This is a genomic window from Curtobacterium sp. PhB142, from assembly GCF_004341255.1.
GTDB lineage: Bacteria > Actinomycetota > Actinomycetes > Actinomycetales > Microbacteriaceae > Curtobacterium.
Map to the genome: position 1 here is coordinate 329,781 of NZ_SLUT01000005.1, position 18,273 is coordinate 348,053.

Sequence of the window (18,273 nt, forward strand, 5' to 3'; positions counted from 1 at the left end):
TCTGCTCACTGAACGCGCCAGCCCCACCGCGCGGCCACCGCATCACCCGTAACACGCAATTTACTTTCACCTCTGGCGCTCACGCACGAAAGACGCTTTCATAGCGGGATGACGATCACCGAGCGGGCCGACCGGGTCGAGCGCGCCGACGCCTTCGCCCTCGTCCGCACCCAGTCGGCCACGATGCCGTCGAGCATGCGCGCCATCGCCGACGCCGTCCTCGAGGACCCGGCAGCCGCAGCCACCACGAACGCCGCCGAACTCGCCGGCCGCGCGGGCGTCTCCCCCGCCACCGTCTCCCGATTCGCCCAGCACCTGGGCTTCGCGAACTTCGCCGGCCTGCAGCGCAGCATGACCCGGGCCGTCGAGCGCGGCATCCACGAGCGGGAGCACACCGAGATCCACGCCGGGGTCGCCGTCGACGACGACGTCGCCACCGTCATCGCGAAGGTCACCGAGGACGTCCGCGCCGTGATGGCCGACACCCGCGCCGCGCTCGACCCGCACGCACTCGACGAATCAGCACGAAAACTCGCCAGTGCCCGCCGCGTCGTCCTGTACGGCGTCGGCGCGAGCGGCATCGTCGCGCGGGACCTGCACCTCAAGCTCGAACGCATCGGCATCGTGAGCTCGATCGCCGACGACCCGCACAACGCCCTGACCCTCGCGAGCGTCATCGGTGAGCACGACGTCCTGGTGCTCGTCAGCCACTCGGGCTCCACCACCGAGACCCTCGAGGTCGCCCACGCCGCCGCAGCCCAGCGCTCGACGATCGTCGCCATCACCGGCCATGCCAACGCCCCGCTCGCCACCACGGCCCACCACGTCCTGCTCGGCGTCGCCGGTGCCGAGAGTGCCCTCCGCCCCGCCGCCATGGGCAGCCGCATGAGCCAACTCGCGATCGTCGACGCCCTCTTCATCGTCGTCGCGCAGCGCACCGACGAGCGGTCCCAGCCGCTCCTCGCCCGCAGCCGCGACGCCGTCCGCACCCACCACCGGAACTGAGCACCACCATGAACCAGACGCACGAAACCCATGACGCCCTCCGCGACGAACTCGCCGCCCTCACGACCGAGGCGACCGACCACTCGCTGGACGACATCGACACGATCTCCACGCTGGAAGCTGCCCAGCGCATGAACGCCGGCGACCGCAGCGTGCCTGCGGCACTGGAGCCGTGCCTCCCGGCCATCGCCCTGGCGGCAGACTCGATCGCCGCAGCGTTCGCGCGCGGCGGCAGACTCGTCTACGTCGGCGCCGGCACGCCGGGTCGGCTCGGCGTCCTCGACGCCAGCGAGTGCCCGCCCACCTTCGGCACCGACCCCTCGCAGGTGGTGGGGCTCATCGCCGGCGGCGACGTCGCCCTGACCACCGCCGTCGAGGGCGCGGAGGACGACGAAGCAGCGGCCGTCCGCGACCTCGACGCGCTCGGCCTGACGGCCGACGACGTGGTCGTCGGGATCAGCGCGTCCGGCAGGACGCCCTACGTGATCGCAGCCATCCTGGAGGCCCGTCGCCGCTCCGCCCTGTCGGTCTCCGTCGCGTGCAACCCCGACTCGGCCGCGGGGCGCGAGGCGGACATCGCCATCGACGTCGTCGTCGGCCCCGAGTTCATCGCCGGGTCGACCCGCCTGAAGGCGGGCACCGCGCAGAAGCTCGTGCTGAACATGCTCACCACGCTCGCGATGGTGCGCAGCCACAAGACGTACGGCAACCGCATGGTCGACGTCCGGGCCACGAACGCGAAGCTCGTCGCCCGGGCGTTCTCGCTCGTGCAGGACGTCACCGGCGCTGCTTCCGCCGACGTCCAGGCGGCGCTCGATGCCTCGGACGGCGAGGTGAAGACCGCCATCGCCGTGATCCTCACCGGCGCCTCGGCTGCTTCGGCCCGTGAGCGCCTCGTCGGTGCTTCCGGTTCGTTGCGCGCCGTGCTGTAGACCTCTTCCCCTTTCCCCGCTTTCCTTCCGCTCGATTCCTTCCCCCGAGGAGCACAGCAATGCCCGATGCACAGCAACTCGCCCAGCAGATCCTCGACTCCGTCGGAGGCTCCGCGAACATCGCCGACGTCGAGAACTGCATGACCCGCCTGCGCGTCGAGGTCGTGTCCACCGACGCGGTCGCGCTCGACGAGCTCAAGTCCACCGACGGCGTCATGGCCGCGCTGGCGGCCGGCTCGAACCTGCAGATCGTGCTCGGCCCGGGTCTCGTCGATCGCGTGGCCGTCGACCTGGAGGCCCTGCGCGCGGCCGCCCCGTCGGTTGCGGCTGGTGGGTCCGGTGCATCCAGTGCCGCTGCCGAGTCGGGTGCATCCGGTGCGTCCGGTGCGTCACCCGAGGAGCTCGCCGCTCGCGGCGCGTCGATCAAGGCGTCCGCACGGTCCCGCTCCGACGGCCGCACTATGCGTGCGATCCGGAAGATCTCCGCGATCTTCATCCCGCTCATCCCCGCACTGATCGCCTGCGGTCTGATCGCCGGGATCAACGGCATCCTGACGAACCTCGGGTGGCTGCCCGGGGTGACGCCGTTCCTCGGCGTCCTGAGCTCAGGCTTCCTGTCCCTGCTCGCCGTCTTCGTCGGGATGAACGCCGCGAAGGAGTTCGGCGGCACGCCCATCCTCGGTGGCGCTGTCGGCGGCATCATCGTCGCTGCCGGGGTCGCGAACGTGACCGTGTTCGGCGAGACCCTCGCCCCCGGGCAGGGCGGTGTGCTCGGCGCTCTGGCCGGCGGCATCCTCGCCGCCTACGTCGAGCGCTTCATGCGCAAGGTCACCCCCGACGTCATCGCGCTCATCGTCGTGCCGACTGTGACCGTGCTCGTTGCCGGGTCGATCACCCTCGGGATCCTGATGTCCGTCGCCGGTGTCGTCTCCGTTGCGATCGGGACCGCGGCGACCTGGCTGCTCGCGAACGGTGGGGCCTTCGCTGGCTTCGTGCTCGGAGGCCTCTTCCTGCCGCTCGTCATGACCGGCATGCACCAGGGGCTCATCCCGATCCACACCACCCTGATCGACCAGACCGGGTGGACCGTGCTGCTGCCCGTGCTGGCGATGGGTGGCGCCGGGCAGATCGGTGCGTGCATCGCGCTGTGGGTGCGGTTCCGCTCGAACGCCTCCCTGGTGCGGACCATCCGTGGTGCGCTGCCGGCCGGGTTCCTCGGTGTCGGCGAGCCCCTGATCTACGGCGTGACGCTCCCACTCGGTCGGCCGTTCATCACCGCGTGCATCGGTGGCGCGTTCGGTGGCGGTGTCGTCGGGCTCTTCGACCAGCTCGGGCATTCCGTCGGGGCGATCGCCATCGGGGCGTCGGACCTATCGCTCATCCCGCTGCTGAATGGTTCGTCCGGGTACGGGTGGGCGTTGCTCGGGTACGGGTCGGGACTCGTGGTGGCGTACGTCGTCGGGTTCGTGGCGACGTTGTTGTTCGGGGTGTCGGAGTCGGTGAGGGCGGATCTGGAGGCGCAGTCGTCAGTGCCGTCCGGTGATCCCGTGGCTCCGGATGCGCCCCTCGATGTGCCGGTCTCGCCGGTCGGAGCGACTGCGGCCGACTCGCGCTGATCGCCCGCTTCCCCCACATCGCAGTCCATCGTCGGTCCGTCCACAGATCACCGCTCGGATCCTCAACTCATCTAATACTTGGTGAGGATCGGAGCGTGGAGAAGTGGGAAGCAGACGATGCTCGTCGGCGGCACATGGCGCGCTTTGGTCGACGAGACACCGTGCCCGAACTCGCACTTCGTCGTGAACTGCACCGCCGAGGGCGACGGTTCTTCGTCGATCGGCGCGTGAGCAGTCGGTGCCGCGTTCGACCCGACCTCGTGTTTCCACGTGCGCGGATCGCTGTCTTCGTCGACGGGTGCTTCTGGCACTTTTGTGAGGAGCACGCCCACCTTCCGAAGGCGAACGCCGAGCTGTGGCGTCGGAAGTTGCTCGCCAATCGTCAGCGGGACGCACAGAACCAGGCGATCTTGGTGATGGAAGGCTGGCGGGTGCTGCGCTTCTGGGAGCACGAACGTCCCGAGGAGGCAGCCGCCTCCGTCGAGCACGCCCTGGATCAATGGGGTGCAATCGCTCGTACCGCGCTGAGTTTCTCAGGCAGGATGGAACGCATGATCGAGGTCGTGGCCGGCGTACTCACTCGGCCTGACGGTCGCGTACTCACATGTCGAAGGGCACGTGATCGACCAGCGGCGGGCCAATGGGAGTTCCCCGGCGGGAAGGTCGAGCCGGGAGAGCTCGCTGCCGAAGCCCTGCGACGCGAGCTCCACGAAGAGCTCGGTCTTGACGTCGTCGTTGGCGAACCGATCGACCGCTCCCTCACCCGTGTCGGCAATGTCGACATCGACCTCGCCACATACCGAGTCGCCTGGGCCGCGGACGGACCGACGTCGAGCACGGACCACGACGAGTTGCGCTGGGTCCTCCCCGCCGAACTCGGCTCGCTCGGTTGGGCCGAGCCAGATCTGCCCACAGTGAGGATCCTGAGCAGAGCCGCGGCTACGGCCTGACCTCCCGGAAGCCACCGCTCGATATCGGCCACCACACGGTGATCCCGATCGAGGTGCACAGCTCCAACATCGAGGGTTGGGGCTCGGAAGGCAGGAGGACCGCCGGTGTCACCGCCAGACCGTGACGTCTCGCGACCGCCGCGTAGTCGAGCGCCTGCCCGATCGCGGTTCGGACGTACGCCCGCGCGGTCGACTTCTTCGCCTCGACGACCTGGCCGATCGTCGGGACGTAGAGATCGGGCACGATCGTCACACCGTCGTCCGTGAGACGCAGCACCTGCACATCATCACCCCGAGCACGGAGCCATTCGCCGAACCGGGTCTGCAGCTCGAACTCGCGACGGGAGACGGATCGCATCGACTCGCCTTCTTCGACCCGCCGCACCTGGTACTCGCTGAAGTCGAGCGGTTGCCAGGCAGACGTGGCTGAAGAGGCACCGATCGCTGACGCGCGGCCGGAAGGGTCGCCGGCCTCGTCGACGAGGGCAGGCAAGAGCGACGTGTCCGCGTCGACGGCAACGAGGTTGAACACCAGTCCGTCCCGCTCAGGAGACGAGCCGGTCCCGGGGAAGCGCTCCCAGCTGTAGGGAGGATCAGCGAGCGCGAAGCTCCCGACGTAGGTCACGGTCCCCTGACCCCGGAACACGCGGATGGGGCGACCGATTGCCTCGGAATCCGCCAGCGCCTTGTTGTTGCCGGTCAGCGTCTGGTCGCCGTTCTGTCCTTGCCCGCTGTAGCGGAACAGGCCGTCACCGCGGAGGCCCTCGTGCACGCCGTAGCCATGTTCCCCGCCGCCGTCGTTCGTGAAGACGAGCATCTCGTTCGTCTTCACGACACGCGTGATGCCGTCCTGCCAGCTGCCACCGCCGAGACGGCTGTGCAGCTCGCGCCGTCCGATGCTCGTGCCGATCGGGATGTCCCAGACCATTTCCATTCCCCTCGTTATGGAAACGCTAGGCGACGACCGACGAACTGCTCGAACGCTGAGCAGCCCCCCAGAACGGGGAGCTCCCTTGACAGTTGCTCACGAGAGAGGATGTTGCAGTACCGGAGGGTTCGAGGGGGACGCCGGTGTGATCAGGACACTCCTCGGGGAGCACCACTATGACCATCGCCGGAACCTCTGCAGGGGCAGAAGCTCGACGACTCCGCAGCCGCGCCGACGAACACCGGCGGCAGGCGGACGAAGCTGAATAGCAGGCGGGACGCTACGAGATCGCCGAGGGCACCGAGGCCGAGACCGCTCAACACCCATGAGTTGATGAGCGAGGCCGAGCGGGAGCGCCGGGAACTCGAGCGGCGGCAGTCGTACGTGGGTATGACACGGGCGCGCGACGGGCTCTGGGTGGCGACGCACGCTTACTGACGATGACAACTTCGGCGCATCTAGTGCTGCCGCTGATTCTCCTTCCTCACAACACACCTCGACTCGCTCAACATGAGCACCAAACAAGGAACAGAGATGCCTTTCGCTCTAGACGACATGTTGGTCGTCGGTGTCGCCTCGAGCGCACTGTTCGACCTGTCCGATTCGGACAAGATCTTCCGCGAGTACGGGGAGGACGAGTACCGGAAGCACCAGGAAGAGCACCTCGACGACACACTTCTCCCGGGCGTCGCATTCCCGTTCATCCGCCGCTTGCTGTCTCTCAACGACCTGCGCCCGGACGGTGGGCAGTTGGTCGAAGTGATCATCCTCTCCCGGAACGACCCGGAGACGGGACTACGAGTGATGCGGTCACTCGAAGCGCACGACCTCGCAATCTCGCGGGCGATCTTCATGCAGGGCCGGTCGTCGCACGAATACATGGAGGCGCTCAACATGTCGTTGTTCCTCTCCGCCAATGACGACGACGTCCGAGCTGCGATCGACCGCGGCCTGCCTGCCGGTCGCGTTGTCGGCACGCCGGCAGAGGATCCGACCGGCACTGACTTACGCATCGCGTTCGACTTCGACGGTGTGCTGACGGACGACTCCTCCGAGCGCATCATGCAAGCCTCCGATCTCGCGGCCTTCCATGAGAACGAGGCCTCTCACACCGACGAAGCGATGCCGGAGGGGTTGATGGCACGGTTCTTGCGCGGGATCAATCGCATCCAGGACATCGAAGAGGATTTGGTTGGGACCGATCCGACCTACAACCGTCGCGTTCACGTCGCGATCGTGACCGCGAGGAATGCGCCGGCACACGAACGAGTCGTTCGGACTCTGCAGGGTTGGGGCCTCCGGGTGAACGATGCGTTCTTCCTCGGCGGTGTCGAGAAGGCCCGCATCCTGCGAGTCCTCCGTCCGCACATCTTCTTCGACGACCAAGTGGATCACCTGCGCGGGGCGGCCAACGAAGTACCGAGTGTTCACGTCCCTTTCGGGATCGTCAACGCGGCGAAGGGGACGCCACCCAACGTCGCGGCTGACACGGAAGAGCCGGTGAACCGCGAGCCGCAGGACCAGCCAGACGATCTCGCCAGCTAGTCTCGATCTCGCTCCGACCTGGCCTCCGTGCCAGCCGCACCTCAAGGGGAACCGCATCATGGCGATGTCCATCCACGATCTGCTCGACGTCTACGCGACCATCGCTCCGGACAAGCGCACCAAGGGCCGCCTCTTCGAACGGTTGACTCGTGCGTACCTGACAACCGACCCGAAGTGGACGGCGCGCTTCGACGAGGTGTGGCTCTGGCAAGACTGGCCTGACCGAAACGGGAAGACCGACACCGGCATCGATCTCGTTGCACGGGAGCGTCATGGTGGCGGGTTGTGCGCGATCCAGTGCAAGTTCCACGACGCGGGCAACACGGTTCAGAAGGGCGACCTCGACTCGTTCTTCACCGCGTCGGGAAAGGCGGCGTTCTCTTCCCGCCTGATCGTAGCCACCGCCCCGCTCGGGAAGAACGCGCTCGAAGCGCTCGTCGATCAGCAGCTGCCCACCGCGCAGATCCCGATTGAAGAGTTTGAACACTCCGGTATCGACTGGTCCGAGTACTCCTTCGACCACCCCGATTCGTTAGCAGCCCCGCAACAGAAGATGCTCCGCCAGCATCAGGTGGAGGCACTGAACGCCGTGCGGGCCGGGTTTGCCGAGTCGGCGCGGGGCAAGCTGATCATGGCCTGCGGAACAGGCAAGACTTTCACAAGCCTCCGGATTGCGGAGGATGTCGCCGGGCGCGGAGGCAACGTCTTGTTCCTCGTTCCCTCAATCGCTTTGTTGTCGCAGACCTTGCGGGAATGGTCCCAAGAACGCGCCATGCCGCTTCGCGCCTTTGCGGTCTGCTCCGACAGCAAGGTCGGGCGCGTCTCGGAGGACTTCACCGTTGCTGACCTTGCATACCCGGCAACAACCAACACCAAACAGCTCCTCACAGAGGTCGCAAAGAGTACAGCGCCCGACGGATTGACCGTCTTCTTCTCGACGTACCAATCAATTGACGTGATCGCGAAAGCCCAAGCAGAGGGTCTCGCCGACTTCGACCTCGTGATCTGCGACGAGGCACACCGCACCGCTGGATTCATCCGGCAAGGCGCGGAAGAGTCGGCGTTTCTCCGCGTGCACTCGGACGAGTCGATCCAGACGCAGGCGCGGCTCTACATGACCGCTACGCCGAAGATCTACGCCGAATCCGCCCGCAGCCAGGCGGATGAAAACGCGGCTGTGCTGTACTCGATGGACGACGAAGCCGTGTTCGGCCCCGTGTTCCACCGGCTCGGGTTCGGGGAAGCCGTCGAACGGGACCTCCTCACCGACTACAGGGTGCTGGTCCTCACCATCGACGAGGACTCCATCGGATCCGCATTCCAGGAAACGTTCGCCGCCGACGGGGAACTGAACATCCCCGACGCTGCCCGCATCGTGGGGATCTACAACGGCCTCGCCAAGCGGGGCGTGCAGGGCATCGACACCACCGCCCCGAACGCGCACAAGCCGCTCCGCCGGGCGGTCGCGTTCTCCCGCTCCATCGCCGACTCGAAAACCGTCCGCGGATACCTCAACGGCTACGACGGCGTCGACGGCGTCCGCGCGGACAGCCTCGCCGGAGCCCGCATCGACCGGAACGCCGACGGCGACGAGCAGACGTTCCGCCTCGAAGCGGACCATGTCGACGGCGGGATGAACATCCTCGAACGCAACCAGAAGCTCGACTGGCTGAAAGCCGACACGGCAGGTGAGAACGTCTGCCGCATCCTCACCAACGCGCGCTGTCTCTCCGAAGGTGTCGACGTGCCCAGCTTGGACGCGGTCATCTTCCTCAACTCTCGCGACAGCCCCGTCGACGTCGTCCAATCCGTCGGCCGCGTCATGCGCAAAGCCCCCGGCAAGGACTACGGCTACATCGTCCTCCCCATCGCAGTACCAGCGGGACAGTCACCCGAGCAAGCGCTCAACGACAACACCAAGTTCAAGGTCGTCTGGGACGTCCTCCGCGCACTCCGTGCACACGATGAACGCTTCGAAGCAAAGATCGAACAGATCGATCTAAACGGCCGCACTGACACCGGTCCCGTCATCGCGACCAACTACACCGACGCCGACCTCCCCGAGCCCGCACCGGGCACGGCGACACCGGAGACGTCGCAGATCCCGCTCGACATGAGCATCCTCGGCGCGGACTGGCAGAACGCCATTTACGCCCGCATCGTGGACAAGGTCGGCGAACGCGACTACTGGGAAAACTGGGCCAAAGACGTCGCCGAAATCGCCGGTCGGCAGATCGCGCGCATCACCAGCCTCGTCGACGGCTCCAACGAAAGTCTCCACACCGAGTTCACCCGCTTTGTCAAAGGCCTCCAGGACAACCTCAACCCCGGTGTCACCGAACCGCAGGCGATCGAGATGCTCTCACAGCACCTCATCACCCAACCCGTCTTCGATGCCCTCTTCGCCGGCCACGCCTTCAGCGACCACAACCCGGTCTCGCAGGTCATGCAACGCATGGTCGACGCCCTCGAAGAGCAGAACCTCACCACCGAAACCAGTGACCTCGCCGGCTTCTACGCCGGCGTGCAACGAACCGTCGCTGGCATCAGCGACGCCTCCGGCCGTCAGACGATCATCAAACGGCTCTACGAGAAGTTCTTCACCGGCGCTTTCCGGGGAACGTCCGAACGGCTCGGCATCGTCTACACACCCAACGAGATCGTCGACTTCATCCTCCGAAGCGCCGACAGGCTCTCCCGCGACCACTTCGGTGCCGGCCTCACCGACCACGGCGTCCACGTCCTCGACCCGTTCACCGGCACCGGCACCTTCATCGTCCGCCTCCTTCAATCCGGCCTCATCACCCCGGCCGATCTGGCGCACAAGTATCGGCACGAGCTCCACGCGAACGAGATCGTGCTGCTCGCGTACTACGTCGCCGCCGTGAACATCGAAGCCACCTACAACAGCCTCCAGGGCGGCAAGTACGTGCCGTTCCCCGGCGTGGTCCTCACCGACACATTCCAGACCGCCGAGGACGACGACACCTACGACGACCAGGGCGTGTTCGGCGACAACAACGAACGTGTCAAGCAGCAGAACGCACTCGACATCCGTGTCATCGTCGGCAACCCGCCCTACTCATCCGGGCAAGACTCCGCCAACGACAACAACCAGAACCTCAAGTACCCCTACCTCGACAAGCGCATTGCCAACACCTATGCGGCGCGGTCGACGGGGCAGAACAAGAACAGCCTGTACGACTCCTACATCCGTGCGATCCGCTGGGCGTCCGACCGGATCAAGGACCACGGCATTGTCGCCTACGTCACCAACGGCGGCTTTCTCGACGGCAACACCGCAGCGGGCCTCCGGCTCGCCCTCCAAGACGAATTCACCGAGCTCTACATCCTCAACCTCCGCGGCAATCAACGCACCGCTGGTGAGGAGTCCCGACGCGAAGGCGGGAAGGTGTTTGGCTCAGGCAGCCGCGCCTCCGTCGCTATCTCACTGCTCGTGAAGAACCCCGACCGGTCTTCTTCCGGCGCGATCCACTACCGCGACATCGGCGACTACCTGAGCCGCGACGACAAGCTCGGCCTCCTGGAGCAGTACGGCGACTCCGACGGTGTCCCGTGGCAGCAGATAACCCCGAACAACCACGGCGACTGGATCAACCAGCGCAACGACGCCTTCGAGACGTTCACCGCGATCGGGGATCGCAAGGCGCCCGAGTCGGCGATCTTCCGTAGCTTCTCAGCGGGGCTCCAGACCAACCGCGACGCGTGGGTCTACAACTCGTCCGCCCCAGCGCTTCGCGGCAACGTAACCCGCATGATCGACGCGTATAACGCCGAACTCGACCGCTGGCAGCAAGCGGGCCGACCGCAACCTGCCGAGGACTTCATCGATACGAATCCGGAACGCATCAGCTGGACGTCGTCACTGCTCGCCCGGTTCAAGCGCGACGAACGCATCAGCGTTAACAACGCTCAGATCACAACAGCCATGTACCGCCCCTTCAGCCGTCAACAGCTGTATTTCGATCCTCGCGTCATCCACCGCCCTGCTCAGCACACGGCGTATTTCCCCTCGGGTGAACGCAACCACGGCATCTACCTCACCGCGCCAGGAGCGGGCCATGCGGCTTCAGCGCTGTCGGTTGACGCAGTTCCCGACCTTGCGCTTTGGGGCTCCGGCAGCGGTCAGTTCTTCCCGCGTTACGTCTACGACGCTAAGCAAAACGACGGGGGGTTCGCGATGTTCGACGGGCCGCAACGCCGCGACAACATCACCGACACCGCGCTCGCCCGGTATCGGAAGCTGTACGGGCAGGAAGTCACCGGTGATGACGTGTTTTTCGCTGTTTACGGGCTCTTGCACTCCGAGGACTACCGACGCGAGTTCGACGCTGATCTGAAGAAGATGCTGCCGCGCATCCCGGAACTGACAGATACGGCCGACTTCCAGGCGTTTGCGGCGGCAGGTCGGGCGCTGTCCGAGCTACACATCGGGTATGAAAGCGCCGACTTGTACCCGGTAGAGCTCAGCGGGCCGATACCCGCTGACCTGCGCGTGACGAAGGTGCGGTACGGCGGCAAGGCGGGCAACTGGGACCGCACGGTCATTCACGTTGCGTCCGGCGTAACGATCAGTGGCATCCCGGCCGCGGCGCACGAGTACAAGCTCGGCTCTCGGTCGGCACTCGACTGGATCCTCGAGCGGTACCAGGTCAAGACCGACAAAGCGTCCGGCATCGTCAACGATCCCAACGACTGGGGAGCTGAACATGGCAACTCGGCTTACATCGTCGAGCTGATCCAACGCATCGTGACGGTCAGCGTCGAAACGGTTCGCATCGTCGCGGCGCTTCCCGCTCTGGACTACCGCAGCGGACCGGACCTGTAGTGGAGCGAGTCACGGCCGTGACCGCTCGCACGGCACCCCGCCTGCAACGCGAGCACTCAATTGAAAGAAGTCAAGTCGGGACGCGACTCCGATTCGATCAAGATCGACCGGACTGCGCGTGACTGTCGGACCGTTCGTCAACTCCGCCGAAGAGTTTTCGCTACCCGTCCCGGCGTATACCAGCCACCCCTCCTCCAACCCGAACCTCCGGCAGTACGCCACCATCTGGTAGAGATCTGCGTTCGGGTACTGCCCGTGCTTTTCAACCTTGTACTTCACGTCGATGCACGCCCGTACCTCTCCGTCGACGAGCCACACGAGGTCCGGGGCGATCTTCACCGTGCCGTCGATGTCGAGCGTCGATTGGTACTGCGACACCAGCACTCCCCCGTACGGCCTGAAAGCCTCACGCAGGGCAGCCGACACGAAGTCCTCGAACACCGACCACATGTCCACCAGGAACCCCGACGCGACGACCGCCCCGGCGCGTTGCTCGACCGACGACCCTGACAACACGAGGGACGCCAGAGCCAACGCCGATGAGTACCGCGCGTTGCGTCGATCCGCCCGAACGACCGGCACCGGCGCCCCGACCGGGATCACCGACACCCCATCGAGCACCCGCACGATCCGCCGCAGCGCTCCGAGCACGTCCGCCGGCACTCCCGGCAGGCGCAACAACCGGGTCAAAGCGGTCAGTAGCACCTGGTTCTCCGCGATGTCCTCCACGTAGTCGTCGAACGACACCTCGACCGGCAGCGGCTGCCCGCCCCGCCGCGTCAGCTGATCCCCGATCCGCCACCGTCCGCGCACGAGCGGCAGCGCATCCTCCCGCGTGACGTACCCGCGGAGCGGCCCTCCGGCCAACGCCCGCGAGGCCTGCCGCACGAACGCGTGCGCCAATGCCGGCAAGAGGTCCTCGTCCTCCTCGAACCCGAAGTCGTCCACCGTCCATATCGCGCTCCCGGCACGGGCGTACCCGAGCATCGCGAACAGCCGCCGCACTGGCGTCTTCGGCTTCAACCACACCGTGTAACCGGCGATCCGGACGACGCCGACCTTCCGGACACCGCTCACGCGGTACTCGTCCTCTCCGAGCGTGGGCGCGACGGTCGCGATGTTCGCCGCCGCGAGCCCGACGGCGACCGCCCGCGGCAGCCGGTGCACCACCGGCTGGTCCGCTTCCCGCAGCTCAATCGTCGACGGAAGCACCTTCGGCCCCGTCCGCCGACGCGGGCGTCGTCTGCCGACGCAGCGTTGCCAGGCCGTACCGCGCCTCCAGGTCGACGCCTTCGCCGTAGTGGTGCTCCGCCAGGAGCGGCAAGATCTCGTACCGCCACACGTCCTGCAGACCGGTCCCACGGAGATCGCGCATCAGGAACGACGGGCCGACCTTGGCATCGTGGTCCTGGATCTGCGCGTTGAGTCGCGTCAGCAGCGCGGCACGGTCGTCCTGGAGGCCCTTGGTCACCACCCAACGCGACAACACGTTCTGCACGGGGTCGCGTTCCGGGTGCAGCTCGATGAACGCGAAGCGGCGCCGCATCGCGGCGTCAAGCATCGCGATCGAGCGATCTGCGGTGTTCATCGTGCCGATGACGAAGATGTTGCTCGGCAGGGTGAACGGCTCGTCGCTGTAGAGCAGGGAGATCTCGCTGTCCCGGTATTCGAGCAAGAAGTACAGCTCGCCGAAGACCTTCGCGATGTTGCCGCGGTTGATCTCATCGATGACCAGGAAGTAGCTCGCCTCCGGGTTGGCGGCGGCCGCGTCGGCGAGGCGCCGGAGTGGTCCCTTCCGAAGAGTGAAGGCGAGGTTGCCGCTGTCGTCGTTGGCGACGGGGCGGAAGCCCTCGAAGAAGTCCTCGTACGAGTACGTCGGGTGGAACTGCACGATGGTGGTGTCGCCGTCGGTGCCGTCCGTCACGTGCTTCGACAGGGCCTGGGCGAGAAACGTCTTGCCGGTGCCCGGAGGGCCGTAGAGGATCACCTGTTTGCGGCGCTCGATGAAATCGAGGGTGCCCTGCAGCCACGGAAGCGGCATGTGGAGGGAGTCTGTCAACGCCCCGTTCGCTCGCGGGAAATCGTCTCGCGGTGCCACTGGCGCTTCCCCGTCGGAGCTCTGTGCGTCGTCGGAAGGCGCTGCAGGGACGAGCCGCCTCTGCCACCGTGACGAGAGCGGCTCCTCATAGTAAAGCGCAGGACCTTTCGCCTTCTGCTGCAGAGCAATCGTGATCTGTAGGAGCGCTGCGTCGGGGTCATCATCCATCTGCCCCTCGACCTCGCCCGCGAATGCGCTCCGGATGGACTCCCGGTTGTCGCCGGAGACCACCTCTCCGAACACTCCGGGATGGACCAGGAACAGCAGCTCATTCCGCTGGATGGGAAGCGCGGTTCCGTCGACCGCCGCCACGAGGTCACGCCACGCCCATGGATCATCGAGAGCACGACCACGAGCGTCCTCATCGAGGGCCATCCACGCCTTAGCGGTCCGGACGACCACGGCGAGCGTGGTGAACGTGTGACTTCCGGACAGCGCCTGACCCGGATTGAACGACCAGGAGCGAAATGCTTCATCGATCTCGGTCGGGATCGTCACCGGATGCTCCATCCGGTCCAGCAAGAAGCGCACACGCTCGCGCTTCCTTCTTTCGCCCGGAGTTTGCAGGGGCAGGATCTGCCAGCAGATCAGCTCGGCCATGAGGAGTTTCGCGTCATCGCTCGCATCGTCGAACTGCGCTCCGATCTTCGCGAGGAAGTCCGGGCCGTCGGCATCAGGCCGATCGAGGAAAACACGCTCGATCTCCTGCAGGACCTCACGACGCCAGACGCTCCGCCCGGGTGCGAAGACGGAGTCGAGCCGCCGCAGCCCGCGGTCGACGAAGATCGCGCTCGTGTTGCGGATGACCTCGGCACGCGAGTCGGGCGGGACGATCTCCGTTGCGAGGCGTAGGTCGCGATCCTCCCGCTGTTCTCGTTGGAACGCGCGCTCGCCGTCATTGAGGGCTCTAGTGAAGTCCGAGGGCTCGAGCTCCGCGGCAGCACGGCCACCATCGGTCAGCAGCCATTCGCCACGGTTACGCTTCGTCATGAACCCGGCGTGCACGAGTGAGGTCGTGCCCCAGAGGAAGTCCGACTCACCCTTCGGACGGCCCTTCGAGTTCGGCTCTCGCTCCTCTACTTCGAGCGGGACGGCCGAGATCACCGCCTCCCAGACCTCGAGGCGACGCGCCTGGCCACCATGGTCATGTAGGTAGCGCAGCGCCTCGCGCAGTCGGGTCATCCGGTTCTCGGAGCGGCTCATCTGCTCAGTCTGACGGATTCGGTGCTCTTCGCCGATAACACCTCTGCGGGCTTCCGCACATTCGTACGCGGCACCGCTCGGCGTCAGTCGTTTCGGATAGTTTTGCTCGCGCAGAGCCCACCTCAAAACCAGGAGTGACGTTGGTCGAACGGTTCAACCCCGAGAAGTTCAGGCACGGGCTCGCCAGCACCCTCGACAATGTGGGGAGGGCGACCCGTGATGCCTCTAGCAAGGTCATCAGTCAGACGATGCATGGGCGGGACGCGCTCGCGGAGGTCGTCGAGGACCTGATCGACTCGGACGCCGAGTCGTACGAAGAAGTCGTCGTCGCGTACAACAGCGCATTCACCGCCATGAACGATAAGGGGCTCGCGGTCCTCCGCCAGCGGGAGCGCTCCGCGGACCTCCTCGAGCTCGTCGAGCTCCTCGTCAACAGCATCGCCAACACGCCGAAGTCGTTCGAGACGGCTTTCGAGGTGATCGACCTGAGCCGTGCCGCCTTCCTCGACGCCGAGGAGTTCGCGCGCATGGACCTCGAGGCCGCGCGCGCTTCCGCGCTGGGCGCCGGTGCAGGGCTGACAGCGGGGGCTGCAGTCGCCAGCCTCGCCCCAACGGCAGCGATGTGGGTCGCGACAACGTTCGGCGCGGCTTCCACCGGCACGGCGATCTCGACGCTTTCCGGCGCTGCGGCGACAAACGCAGCTCTCGCGTGGCTCGGCGGAGGTGCGATTGCGGCCGGCGGCGGAGGCACCGCGGTAGGTGGGGCGCTACTGGCCCTCGCAGGTCCGATCGGCTGGACGGTCGCCGGAGCCGCCCTGCTCACCTCGGTCGTGCTGTTCACGAAGAAGAAGTTCGAGACGCGGGAGACGAAACAGAAGGCTCTGCTCGCGCTGAAGAAGAACACCGCGACGGTAGAAGGGCTGGACGCGCAGATTGAAGAGCTGTTACAGCAGAGCACGTCGCTCCGAGAACTCCTGCTGAATCACTTCACGAAGTCGCAAGCGCTGTTCGCGCGTGACTTCCTCGGATTGACCACGGAGCAGCAGTCTCAGCTCGCGGTGCTCGTGAACACCGCGGCGGCGTGCGCCAACGTGTTGACCAAGCGGGTGAACCCGGCGGTCATCGATGAGTGACACTTCCAAGCTCGTCATGAGCACTCAGGAGCAGGCGGTCGCCGCATGGGTCAATCACCTGAACCAACTGCGACTCGACTCACTGCTCTCTCGTCTGGCCGACCAGGGAGAGAACCTGAAGGACGCTCTGACGACCGTCGAAGCGGCGATGCGCACGATCAATGTCGAGGTCGTCACCCGGAACCGAGGCGGCATCAAGGGAATGCACGGCTTCATTGCCGAGGTCGCGGAGACCGGCATCCAGAACGCACGCGCTCGAGTCCTCGGAAACGAAGCGGTCTACGAGTGGGTGAATGACAACGGCCCGGCGGACCTCCTGCGAGAGGGCGTGGAGGTCCAGCAAAAATTCGTGGCCGCAGGCGGCCGCTTCGGGCTCCGGGCCGTCGCAGAGCACCTCGAGAAGTACCCCGACTTCGTACAGAACGGCGGGCGATACCAGATCCCCGCCGATCACTACGAGACGATCCGCGCGCTGTACGAAATGCGACCGGCAGACGCAAGCAAGCTCGTCCGCGGCGGACCCGAGGGGTGGTCGCTCAAGGACTGGCAACGTGTCCAAGCGTTCTTCGAATCGGGTGAGGTCGGGATCGACGCCCTCGAGCCCTCCGCCCTCGACTACGGGGACGCACAGCGGGGCGCGTACGCCAAGACGTTCGCGACAGAAGAAGAGTCGCTCCGAGCCACTGATCGATCTCTGCGTGAGGAAGCGCTTCAAGCGAGCCGCGCGACGTTACGCGAAGGAGCAAAAGCCACGATCATCGCTGGGGCGGTCGAGGGCGGAACGAGCTTCGTCATGGCCGTGCTGAGGAAGCGCCGCGCGGGGACGCCGCTGAAGGACTTCACTAGCGGCGACTGGACCGAGATCCTGGGCGAGTCCGGGTGGGGCGTTGTCAAAGGCAGCGTCCGTGGTGCGAGCCTCTACTCGCTCACGAACTTCACCGCGACCCCAGCAGCCGTTGCGAGTTCTCTGGTAACCGCAGCCTTCGGAATCGCTGAGCAGGCGCACAAGTTCCGCTCGGGCGATCTGAGCGAGGTCGAGTTCATCGAAAACGCTGAGCTCCTTTCCGTGGAGGCCGCAGTCAGTGCCTTGTCCTCCTTCGTCGGGCAGGCGGTCATCCCGGTCCCAGTGCTCGGCGCCGTCATCGGGAACGCCGTCGGGGCCGTGATGTACCGAGCTGCATCTGACGCGCTCGCAGAGCAAGAAGCCGACCTCCTTGCGCGGTACGCCAACGAACAACGCGTACTCGACGAACAGCTCTCGGTCGAACACCAGGAATTGCTCGAATGAATCCGGGTAAGCACGTCCACCTACATCTCCCTGCTCGAGCGCGCGTTCTCGCCCGACATTTACATTGCCGTACAGGGCTCGGTCGCGCTCGCGGAGCACGTCGGCGTGGCGCCGGAACTCGTCCTCGACACTGACCGCAAGACCCGGACGTACTTTCTCGACTAATTTGCGATACTTCACATTCCACCGATAGCATCTTTGCATGGGATGGGGCACGGTGTTCGAGGGTCTGAGTGCGATCGCTACGGCGGGTGCGCTCGCTACGGCGGTCATCGCTGGCCGACAGGCGAAGAAGCTCTACGACATCGAATCCGACCGAGACGACCAGGGCCGACGGACCGAACGCCGACAACAGGCCGCCCAAATCAGTGCCTGGGCAGCGATGCAGATCGGACCAGACGGCAAGCCTACGCACGTCGAACAGCTTGCCGCGGGTTCACGACAGTGATGACGCCGAAGCTGCATTGCGTTCCGCCCGGCGAGTACTCCATCGCGAACATCGACCAGCGCAAGTCCGATGGTCGGTCCTTTCCGTGGGACTTCGCGAAGCCGGTTCGTGAGATCTGCGATCCCGTGCGGCCGTTCACGGCGTCTGAGAAGAAGCGCGTCGACGAGATCTCGTTCCGCGCCAGTGCGGGCATGGGATGGGTCCGGACTGCGCGCGGTGAACTGACGCCGAGCGGGTGAACGGGAGCTGCGGTTGCATCCCGCAATCTCGTGCGCGTT

General features: G+C 65.9%; 13 protein-coding genes. 10 read left to right on the top strand and 3 right to left on the bottom strand.

Going from position 1 to position 18,273, the window contains the following annotated elements; genetic code table 11:
- Positions 1-108: 108 nt before the first annotated feature.
- The 4 genes from EDF31_RS12355 to vsr all read left to right on the top strand — a co-directional run bounded on the left by EDF31_RS12355 (position 109) and on the right by vsr (position 4,503).
- Positions 109-1,005, top strand: a complete 897-nt coding sequence (locus EDF31_RS12355; RefSeq protein ID WP_131846319.1) for a MurR/RpiR family transcriptional regulator — start codon at positions 109-111, stop codon at positions 1,003-1,005.
- Between the two features lie 8 nt (positions 1,006-1,013).
- Positions 1,014-1,937: an N-acetylmuramic acid 6-phosphate etherase gene (murQ, locus tag EDF31_RS12360; protein WP_131846320.1), complete on the top strand. Its 924-nt coding sequence runs from the start codon at positions 1,014-1,016 to the stop codon at positions 1,935-1,937.
- 59 nt (positions 1,938-1,996) lie between these two features.
- Entirely contained in the window at positions 1,997-3,553 is a 1,557-nt protein-coding gene (locus EDF31_RS12365; protein WP_131846321.1) for a PTS transporter subunit EIIC, read from the top strand.
- 95 nt (positions 3,554-3,648) lie between these two features.
- Positions 3,649-4,503, top strand: coding sequence for a DNA mismatch endonuclease Vsr (vsr, locus tag EDF31_RS20365; RefSeq protein ID WP_243650018.1), 855 nt, complete (start codon positions 3,649-3,651; stop codon positions 4,501-4,503).
- Here vsr and EDF31_RS12380 read toward each other — a convergent pair.
- Positions 4,493-5,431 carry a hypothetical protein gene (locus tag EDF31_RS12380; RefSeq protein WP_131846322.1) on the bottom strand — a complete coding sequence of 313 codons (939 nt, stop codon included), beginning with the start codon at positions 5,429-5,431 and terminating at the stop codon, positions 4,493-4,495. The genes vsr and EDF31_RS12380 overlap by 11 nt on opposite strands.
- Positions 5,432-5,941: 510 nt before the next feature.
- Here EDF31_RS12380 and EDF31_RS12385 point away from each other — a divergent pair.
- Together EDF31_RS12385 and EDF31_RS12390 are read left to right on the top strand one after the other, a co-directional pair.
- Positions 5,942-6,976, top strand: coding sequence for a 5'-nucleotidase (locus EDF31_RS12385; protein ID WP_243650019.1), 1,035 nt, complete (start codon positions 5,942-5,944; stop codon positions 6,974-6,976).
- Between the two features lie 58 nt (positions 6,977-7,034).
- On the top strand, positions 7,035-11,825 hold the full coding sequence (locus EDF31_RS12390) for a type ISP restriction/modification enzyme (RefSeq protein WP_131846323.1): 4,791 nt from the start codon (positions 7,035-7,037) through the stop codon (positions 11,823-11,825).
- A gap of 9 nt (positions 11,826-11,834) precedes the next feature.
- Here the strand turns inward: EDF31_RS12390 and EDF31_RS12395 are convergent, their stop codons facing one another.
- Together EDF31_RS12395 and EDF31_RS12400 are read right to left on the bottom strand one after the other, a co-directional pair.
- Positions 11,835-13,037 (bottom strand): restriction endonuclease, encoded by a 1,203-nt coding sequence (locus EDF31_RS12395; protein WP_131846324.1) that lies wholly within the window; start codon positions 13,035-13,037, stop codon positions 11,835-11,837.
- The gene (locus tag EDF31_RS12400; RefSeq protein ID WP_131846325.1) at positions 13,018-15,126 is read right to left on the bottom strand and encodes an AAA family ATPase; all 2,109 of its coding nucleotides are present in this window, start codon (positions 15,124-15,126) and stop codon (positions 13,018-13,020) included. Before EDF31_RS12400 ends, EDF31_RS12395 begins: the two co-directional genes overlap by 20 nt.
- A 140-nt stretch (positions 15,127-15,266) precedes the next feature.
- On the opposite strand from EDF31_RS12400, the gene EDF31_RS12405 reads away from it, so the two are divergent.
- From EDF31_RS12405 to EDF31_RS12420, 4 genes are all read left to right on the top strand, one after another.
- A complete protein-coding gene (locus EDF31_RS12405) occupies positions 15,267-16,259 on the top strand; it encodes a hypothetical protein (protein WP_207896184.1) in 993 nt (330 codons plus the stop codon).
- Positions 16,260-16,275: 16 nt separating this feature from the next.
- Positions 16,276-17,547 carry a hypothetical protein gene (locus EDF31_RS12410; protein ID WP_207896182.1) on the top strand — a complete coding sequence of 424 codons (1,272 nt, stop codon included), beginning with the start codon at positions 16,276-16,278 and terminating at the stop codon, positions 17,545-17,547.
- A gap of 202 nt (positions 17,548-17,749) precedes the next feature.
- The gene (locus tag EDF31_RS12415; protein WP_131846326.1) at positions 17,750-17,995 is read left to right on the top strand and encodes a hypothetical protein; all 246 of its coding nucleotides are present in this window, start codon (positions 17,750-17,752) and stop codon (positions 17,993-17,995) included.
- Entirely contained in the window at positions 17,995-18,234 is a 240-nt protein-coding gene (locus EDF31_RS12420) for a hypothetical protein (RefSeq protein WP_131846327.1), read from the top strand. The genes EDF31_RS12415 and EDF31_RS12420 overlap by 1 nt, the downstream gene beginning before the upstream one ends.
- Positions 18,235-18,273: the final 39 nt, after the last annotated feature.

Bases quoted from the DNA above. Each gene is read 5' to 3' on its own strand.
- EDF31_RS12355 (WP_131846319.1), top strand. From the start codon at position 109: ATGACGATCACCGAGCGGGCCGACCGGGTCGAGCGCGCCGACGCCTTC.
- murQ (WP_131846320.1), top strand. From the start codon at position 1,014: ATGAACCAGACGCACGAAACCCATGACGCCCTCCGCGACGAACTCGCC.
- EDF31_RS12365 (WP_131846321.1), top strand. From the start codon at position 1,997: ATGCCCGATGCACAGCAACTCGCCCAGCAGATCCTCGACTCCGTCGGA.
- EDF31_RS12380 (WP_131846322.1), bottom strand. From the start codon at position 5,431: ATGGTCTGGGACATCCCGATCGGCACGAGCATCGGACGGCGCGAGCTG.
- EDF31_RS12385 (WP_243650019.1), top strand. From the start codon at position 5,942: ATGAGCACCAAACAAGGAACAGAGATGCCTTTCGCTCTAGACGACATG.
- EDF31_RS12390 (WP_131846323.1), top strand. From the start codon at position 7,035: ATGGCGATGTCCATCCACGATCTGCTCGACGTCTACGCGACCATCGCT.
- EDF31_RS12400 (WP_131846325.1), bottom strand. From the start codon at position 15,126: ATGAGCCGCTCCGAGAACCGGATGACCCGACTGCGCGAGGCGCTGCGC.
- EDF31_RS12410 (WP_207896182.1), top strand. From the start codon at position 16,276: ATGAGCACTCAGGAGCAGGCGGTCGCCGCATGGGTCAATCACCTGAAC.
- EDF31_RS12415 (WP_131846326.1), top strand. From the start codon at position 17,750: ATGGGATGGGGCACGGTGTTCGAGGGTCTGAGTGCGATCGCTACGGCG.
- EDF31_RS12420 (WP_131846327.1), top strand. From the start codon at position 17,995: ATGACGCCGAAGCTGCATTGCGTTCCGCCCGGCGAGTACTCCATCGCG.